This is a genomic window from Kroppenstedtia guangzhouensis (assembly GCF_014637345.1).
GTDB lineage: Bacteria > Bacillota > Bacilli > Thermoactinomycetales > DSM-45169 > Kroppenstedtia > Kroppenstedtia guangzhouensis.
Map to the genome: position 1 here is coordinate 53968 of NZ_BMEX01000014.1, position 7114 is coordinate 61081.

Annotated in this window: 7 protein-coding genes; 5 read left to right on the forward strand and 2 right to left on the reverse strand. The window is 49.3% G+C overall.

Annotated elements, in window-relative coordinates:
• Positions 1-61 precede the first annotated feature (61 nt).
• Complete coding sequence (gene gerD, locus IEV46_RS14320; RefSeq protein WP_188433229.1) at positions 62-703, reverse strand: spore germination lipoprotein GerD; 642 nt, start codon at positions 701-703, stop codon at positions 62-64.
• A gap of 203 nt (positions 704-906) precedes the next feature.
• Between gerD and IEV46_RS14325 the strand changes: the two genes are divergently transcribed.
• Positions 907-1491 (forward strand): KinB-signaling pathway activation protein, encoded by a 585-nt coding sequence (locus IEV46_RS14325; RefSeq protein WP_188433230.1) that lies wholly within the window; start codon positions 907-909, stop codon positions 1489-1491.
• 9 nt (positions 1492-1500) lie between these two features.
• Here IEV46_RS14325 and pdaB read toward each other — a convergent pair whose 3' ends face one another.
• Positions 1501-2265: a polysaccharide deacetylase family sporulation protein PdaB gene (pdaB, locus tag IEV46_RS14330; protein ID WP_188433231.1), complete on the reverse strand. Its 765-nt coding sequence runs from the start codon at positions 2263-2265 to the stop codon at positions 1501-1503.
• A 100-nt stretch (positions 2266-2365) separates the two neighbouring features.
• Between pdaB and IEV46_RS14335 the strand changes: the two genes are divergently transcribed.
• From IEV46_RS14335 to IEV46_RS14350, 4 genes are all read left to right on the forward strand, one after another.
• On the forward strand, positions 2366-2980 hold the full coding sequence (locus IEV46_RS14335) for a stage II sporulation protein M (protein ID WP_188433232.1): 615 nt from the start codon (positions 2366-2368) through the stop codon (positions 2978-2980).
• Positions 2981-3002: 22 nt separating this feature from the next.
• Positions 3003-3419, forward strand: coding sequence for an OsmC family protein (locus tag IEV46_RS14340; RefSeq protein WP_188433233.1), 417 nt, complete (start codon positions 3003-3005; stop codon positions 3417-3419).
• 131 nt (positions 3420-3550) lie between these two features.
• On the forward strand, positions 3551-4117 hold the full coding sequence (locus IEV46_RS14345) for a TetR/AcrR family transcriptional regulator (RefSeq protein ID WP_188433234.1): 567 nt from the start codon (positions 3551-3553) through the stop codon (positions 4115-4117).
• Positions 4118-4348: 231 nt separating this feature from the next.
• The gene (locus IEV46_RS14350) at positions 4349-6553 is read left to right on the forward strand and encodes an MMPL family transporter (RefSeq protein ID WP_188433235.1); all 2205 of its coding nucleotides are present in this window, start codon (positions 4349-4351) and stop codon (positions 6551-6553) included.
• The last annotated feature ends 561 nt before the right edge of the window (positions 6554-7114 follow it).

The window sequence follows — 7114 nt, forward strand, 5'->3', positions numbered from 1 at the left end:
AAAGCTGATAAATGATTTCCCATGTGAGAATCCTCCCTGTGACGACTTTTTCACAAACCTTCTAAGTCCCCATTTCACTCTCTTTTTTCTCTTTACCCCCTCCTTCTTCTTGGCCTCCCCCCTGCGGCTGGCCGCCTTTTTCTGAAGGCGGTTTTTTCATGGCTTCACTCAGCAATTTGAGAAATTTCTCCTTGAAGGTGGGGCTCTCCAGAGCTTCTTCCATCACTTTTTGCATCTGTTTCCGGTTTTCCCTGCTTTTCATCACTTGGTTCAATTGCTTGGAGAATTCCGGGTCTTTAAGGAGATCCAGCATCATCTTCTGATATTCGGGGTCCTTCATCAACTGTTTGAACAGATCTTTTTGCTCTTTTTGTGTCGCCTTGGCAAAGCTGGCGGCCACCTGGGGCTTTTCGAACAGCCGCTCCAGTTGTTTTCTCATTTTTGGATCGGTCATCGACTGAGTGATCGCTTTTTCAACATCCTGGTCCGAAATGATGATCTCCCTTTTGAAATCAGGTTCCCGGATGATCTCCTTTAAGGCTTTTTTTCCTTCCTGGGTCTGGAGGACATCCATCACCAACTGTTTTGATTCCCGGTAACCTTGTTGTCTGCTTTCCGTTTTGGAGTTGGGGCTGCAGGAAGTGAGGATGACCAGAAGTAAGGATAAGATCAGTGGGAGTGCCCGCTGTGGTGCTCTGTACATGAAAGGTCCGCCCTTCCTTGAGAACTTCACCATTAATATGGGCGGTACCCGACAGATTTATAACAACGGGAAATAATAACTGTAGAGTGAGGTGCTCTCCCGCAATTTCTGTCACGAAACGCTCCGTTTCCATTCAGGCTGTTCCTCGTTATAATGAAATGAAAGGTTGGCAATGGGTATTTATCAAAGGAGAGGCCGAATTCATGACAATCCGAAAGATGTTTTTCCTTTTTTGGACCACTGTGGCACTGGGAATTGTGACCGCGCCGCTGGCAAGTCTGTTCGTCAAATTGATATATGGCTCCCTGGGAGTGGGATTCACCTCGATCCTGTGGGCCGGGGTGTTGTTCGGTGTGGTGGCCCAAATGGGTTTCTTTGCTTATTTGGTGTTTAATATGGTGGCCAAGGGATTTATCCGCAATCCATACGTTTACCAAGCATTACAATTGCTTGCGATGGCAGGGGTCTTGATTTGGTTGTTTCAGATTTCCGCTGAAAAAACGGGGACTCCCGGACCTTGGATTTTACCTTCAGTGATTCTGGGGGTGGCGTGGGTGGCAGCTTGGTTCAAGGTGAAAGCCACCACGCGGGCCTCCTGGATTCCGGCTCTGTTTTTTATGGTGGTCGCCACAGTGTTGGAAGCCATCCCTTCCCTGGAACAAAATTCTTTTCCGATGATCCTGCTGATGGTGCTGGTTTTGCTGGTTTGTAATACTTGGCAGATGATGCAACTCCATCGGTTGTTGGAAAGCAAGGAGGAAGACAGACAAAAGAGCCGGACCCGTTGAGTCCGGTTGTTAATCGACGGGGTTCAGTTCCACTTGGGAACCGGCGATCAATTCGGAGACAGTGACGAATTGATATCCCTTTTTTTGAAGTTTATCGATGATCACTGGCAGGGCTTCATGCAGCTGTTTGCTGGAATCGCTGGCGTGCATCAGGATGATGTCTCCTGGGTGGGCCCGACTGATCACCCGGTTGATAATCTTTTCTTTGCCGGGATTCATCCAATCCAAGGAGTCTGTATCCCATTGAATGGAGGTATATCCCAGCTGATCGGCGATTTTTAACACACGTTTGTCGAAGTCGCCATTGGGATAACGGATCAGATTGGGCTCTTGTTTGGTCAATCCCGTCAAAATCTGGTGAGCCTTTCGAATCTGCGTTCGGATCTGCTCTTCGTTCAAGGTGCTGTAATTGACGTGGCGGTGGCCGTGACTCCCGATTTCAAAGCCCATATCCGCGATGCGTTTCACCACGTCCGGATGGGTTTCCGCCCAGGGAGAAGAGAGAAAGAACGTCGCTTTTTTCACTCCCTTTTGTTCCAGTACATCCAAAATTGGGCCTGTCCGTTCTTCCCCCCAACTGATATCAAAGGTCAACGCCAGCTGTTTTTTATCTGTGTCCACACTGTAGATCGCCGCCGGACCGGAATTCAGAGGCATAAAGACCTGGATGTTTTCCTGCTCGGCATAGAAGATTCCCAACGCGAAGAAAATCGCCACTACGGCCATCAGGGCCCGTCTGATCCGTTTCCCCGATAAGACCCAAAAAAATCTCATCCTTGCACCTCCGACCACTTCGTATGGGCTTGGGTACCTGTCCCATACTAAATGTATTCCGGTGGACGAGGGTTATGAATGAAATTGGAGGAGGGCTGGTATGCACCGATTTTTGGAGGCGATCCGAACGGAGAAAAAGTTGATCACCATCGCCTCTTTGCTGTTCATCCTGGCCATTGTTTCTGGTTACCTTGCCAGCGGCCCTGCCGGTGAATGGTTGAAACAGGCCGGAGTTTGGGATCAATTTATACAAAAGGCGAAGACCATCGGGAAAAACCCCGGTTGGGTGGACACATTTGGGCTGATCTTTTTTAACAACCTGTTTGCTTCGATGACGATGATCGGAACCGGCCTCTTTTTCGGTTTTTATCCGATACTGGGCTTAGTTTTTAACGGGGTGTTGGTGGGGGTGATCCTGGGAGCAGCAGCCGAACAGTCGGGGATTCACCCGTTGATTCTGTTTGTTACACAAATTCTCCCCCACGGGATCCTGGAGTTGCCGGCAGTGATCCTGGCCGCAGCTTACGGTATTCGGTTGGGCATCCTGGTGTTCCAAAGCGTGATTGGCTTGGGTTCGCCCCGTCTCAGGCAGGCAAACCGAAAAGCCTGGTCCGATTATCTGGGAAGGATCACACCGCTTCTTGCCGGGATGGTGGTGATGTTGGCGGCAGCTGCCGTGATCGAATCGGGACTGATCGTCTTTTTTGCCAAATAGAGCGAAACCGGAGGGAATGAAAATGAAAACCGACCTTCAGTGGAAAGGAAAGATGCAGTTTGAAGCCCGGACACCTTCCGGGCATGGGGTCACCCTGGATGCTTCCCCCGAGACAGGTGGGGAAGACCAGGGTCCCCGGCCGATGGAACTGTTGCTGACGGCAGTGGGGGCTTGTTCCGGAATTGATATCGTCAGCATTCTGGACAAGATGCGCCTTCAGGTGAAATCCTTTGATATGGAAGTATCAGGAGTACGGGCAGAGGAGCATCCGCGCCGGTTCACCCAAGTGCACATTCATTACCGTTTGGAAGGGGATCTGCCGGAAGAAAAAGTGAGACGGGCAGTGGACCTTTCCCGTGACAAGTATTGCTCCGTTTCCCAATCCCTTCGGGCGGATGTGACCACCAGTTTTGAGATCAATGGAAAAAGGTTTGATTGATGAAAAACCGCAAGCCCTCTGGGTGCTTGCGGATTTTTAGTTCAGGTTGCCGGGGTGTTATAATGTGTGGGGAAAGAGCAGGGGGATACCTGCCCATGATCGAACCGGAACAGACGAAAAGGTGATCCTAAATGGCAAGAAGAAAAGTGGATAAACAGGAGTTGTTTGCGGTTACAGAGGCATTATTGTTGGAGAGGGGTTATAATGGCTTCCATTTTGGAGTACTTTCCGAACGACTGGGCGTGGGAAGAAGCACGATCTACGAATATTATTCCAGTAAGGAACAGCTGATCCTCGTTTATATGGAGCGGGTGATGAACCAGATCATGAAGGAATGTCAAGAATGGGCATCGGATCCGGCTTTGAAGCGATTAAAAGGATATTTGGCTGTGTTTATGCGGTATTCACAGATTCACAGGATCACACAGATTTTGCCGATGATCGACAGGTCAGTTTCACCGGAAGTGAATGCTTCCATCAAGCAACTTTCAGACAGTCACCAAACCGTTTACAGCTGGATTGTTGATGCGATTGAAGAGGCGAAATCGGAAGGAGAGATTCGGAGAGACCTGTCGACATCGCTGATCGCTGCCATGATCTTTTCCTCCATTCAGCTGCCGGATGCGATGCGGGGAGAGCAGATTTCCGGGGATCAAGTCTTCCGTCTCTTATACGAAGGGTTTCAACTGAGATTGTGATTCTTCTGAAAGGGACAGTCTGTTCCCGGCATATATTAAAAATGACGGGTTCAGCTGGCTCGAATGTTCCCAGATGGATACAATTCGTTCATTGACACATGTGTCGGGACCGATATAATTAAAAAATGGAAGACCATTTGATTTTTTTTTTTGCGTGAATCTGACACATGTGTCAGTTTGTCTTGTTTTTTCGCCCACATTTTGCGATAAACAGTAGAGGAGTGTGAAAGGATGAAGCGATGGATTCAATCGCTGACTTCGGCGGTTTCCAGTCGGAAGGGAGCCAAGGTCAGTCTCATTGTCTGGTTGGTTGCGGCTGTATTGATCAGCGGACTCTCCGCCGGGGCTAATGAATATGCTGTAAATGTCAATGGCGGTGATTTGCCGGAGCAGGCGAAGTCCGTCATCGCCGGGAAGGAATTGAAACGTTATTTTCCTGATGAAGGGGGGACACCGGCACTTCTTGTCTTTCATCATCAGGATGGGCTAAAATCCGACGATCTGAAACAGGTTGGCGAAATGAGTAAGTATCTACATTCAGATGATGCTCCGGATACGATCAAGGAGGCACCTCCTTATCACCAGTTGCCAAAACCGGCCCAACAATCCTTTTTGTCAAAGGATAAAACGACACTGGTTTTGCCAGTGATACTCAAAGATGGGCTGGAGATGTCGGACATTAATGAAACCGTCACTCAATTTAAGGAAAAGGGGGATTCGTTTCTTTCCGGTTCCACTGAGCTGAAAATAACGGGGCCGGCAGGGATCGCATCCGATACGATCGCCATTTTCTCCAATGCGGACTTGGTACTGCTTTTTTCCACCATCGGGCTGATCTTAATCCTTTTGATCGTGATCTATCGGTCTCCGTTGCTTGCTGTCATCCCCTTGTTGGTGTCGGGAATCGTATATCAGGTAATGGATCGATTCCTCGGATTTTCGGCCAAGAGCGGTTGGTTCGAACTGGACTCCCAATCGGTGTCCATTGCGAGCATTCTTCTGTTTGCCGCTCTGACGGACTATTCGCTGTTGGTCTTTTCCCGGTTCCGCGAGGAGTTGAAGAAACGGGAGAATAAATATGAGGCCATGAGTGAAGCGATGAAGCATGTGTGGGAACCGATCTTCTTCAGCGGTGGTACCGTTTTGGCCGCCATGCTGGTTCTGTTTATCGCTGATTACAAGCCATACCACAGCTTTGCACCGGTCTTCTCCATCACGATGGCGATTATTCTGGTTGCCGGCCTGACTCTGGTGCCATCCTTGTTTGCCCTGTTTGGCCGAAAGGCTTTCTGGCCTTCGATCCCCAAGGTGGGAGATCCGGAAATCAAAAAGGATTCGATCTGGTCCCGAGTGGGCAGATTTGTGATCCGTAAACCGGGAATCATCTCCATTGTGATGGTGGCTGTGTTGGCCTTGTTTGCTCTCAATATGACGCAGACTCAGTACTCCTTCAATCTGATCAAATCATTTCCCGAAGATATGAACTCCCGGGTCGGTTTTGAACTGTTGGAAGATCACTATTCCAAAGGTGATTTGGCTCCCACCACCCTATTATTGACGGGATCGGAGAAGCTCCATCATAAAGAGCTGTTGGCTCTGCGGGATGTTCTGGAAAAGCAGGAGGGTGTGAAGAGGGTCACCACCGATCTGGAGCCGGCTCACGGAGGAGCAGTTGCCGTCATGAAAAACGGAGAGATCGTGTCAGAAGACGGGAAGGCTGCCCGTATCCAATTGACTTTCAAAGACAATCCTTACGACCAATCTTCTTTGGATCATTTGGAGTCGATCCAAACACATTCAGATGATATTTTGAGGAAAAGCGGTTTGTCCCCGGAAAACCACACCCTCCAATTCGCAGGGGAAACGGCAAGGCAAGTGGACGTGCGGGAGTTGAACGAGAGCGACACGAAATGGGTGATTCTGTTTGTCACGCTCTTGATCACCGTGTTGCTGGGAGTTCAAACCCGTTCCCTGGTGGCACCGCTGTATATGATCGCCACGATTCTCCTCTCCTATGGAGCGGCGATGGGACTCAGTACGTTCATCTTTGACAAGATCTTTGACCTGCCCGAGATGAGTTATCGCATTCCGTTGTATACCTTTGTGTTCTTGGTCGCCCTCGGAGTGGACTACAACATCATGTTGGTGTCCCGGATTCGGGAAGAAAACAACCATCTTGAACTGAAAGAGGCGATCAGCAGGGGAGTGTCTATGACCGGGGGTGTGATTTCCTCCGCCGGTGTGATTCTCGCGGCCACCTTCGGTGTTCTCATGACCCAGCCCATCCTGGAGCTGTTTATGTTTGGTTTCGCTGTCGGTTTGGGGATCTTGATGGATACTTTCCTGGTCAGAGGATTGCTTTTGCCATCTGTGATTACGTTACTTGGGAAAATCAGCTTTTGGCCTTCCAAAGTCAAGGTGAATGAGGAAGCTTAACTTAACATACTATCCATCTGCCCCTGAACTGGGAGAGTGGTAGAAGCGTAGGATGGGAGGAAAGGCCGTCCGGTTGATGAACGGTAAAAGACGTTTAAGAAGAGACTAGATCAAAACAATTTTTGGTGGCATCCCAATGTATTTATGTGTTGCTCTCCGGATCATGGTGTTTGTGAAGCCAGGTCCAGAGTGGTTCCCCTCTTCTGGATGACCTTCATGGAACGGGGGAACCGGGCCTCTTCAGCTCTGGTTACTCTACTGGAAAATAAATCTCCACAAGGGTGTTTGTTCTGTTTCGCCAGAGGGAAAATAGGCTGATATCCAAGCGCGCCTCTTCGGAGGAACGCTTTTTTCTTCTGTAAATAAAAAGGTGTTGACTCTACTCCGGAAGCATGCTAATATACTATTTGTCCTTAAGACAACGAATAGCGGTGCAAACCGCTCAACAAAATAAATCAAAAAAGCTGTTGACAGGAACTGCAGAGCATGATAAGATAGTTCTTGTCGCCGCGAGAGAGGCTTTCCCTCCTCGAGTGGCGGAAGCAGCGAGATCAAGCGTTC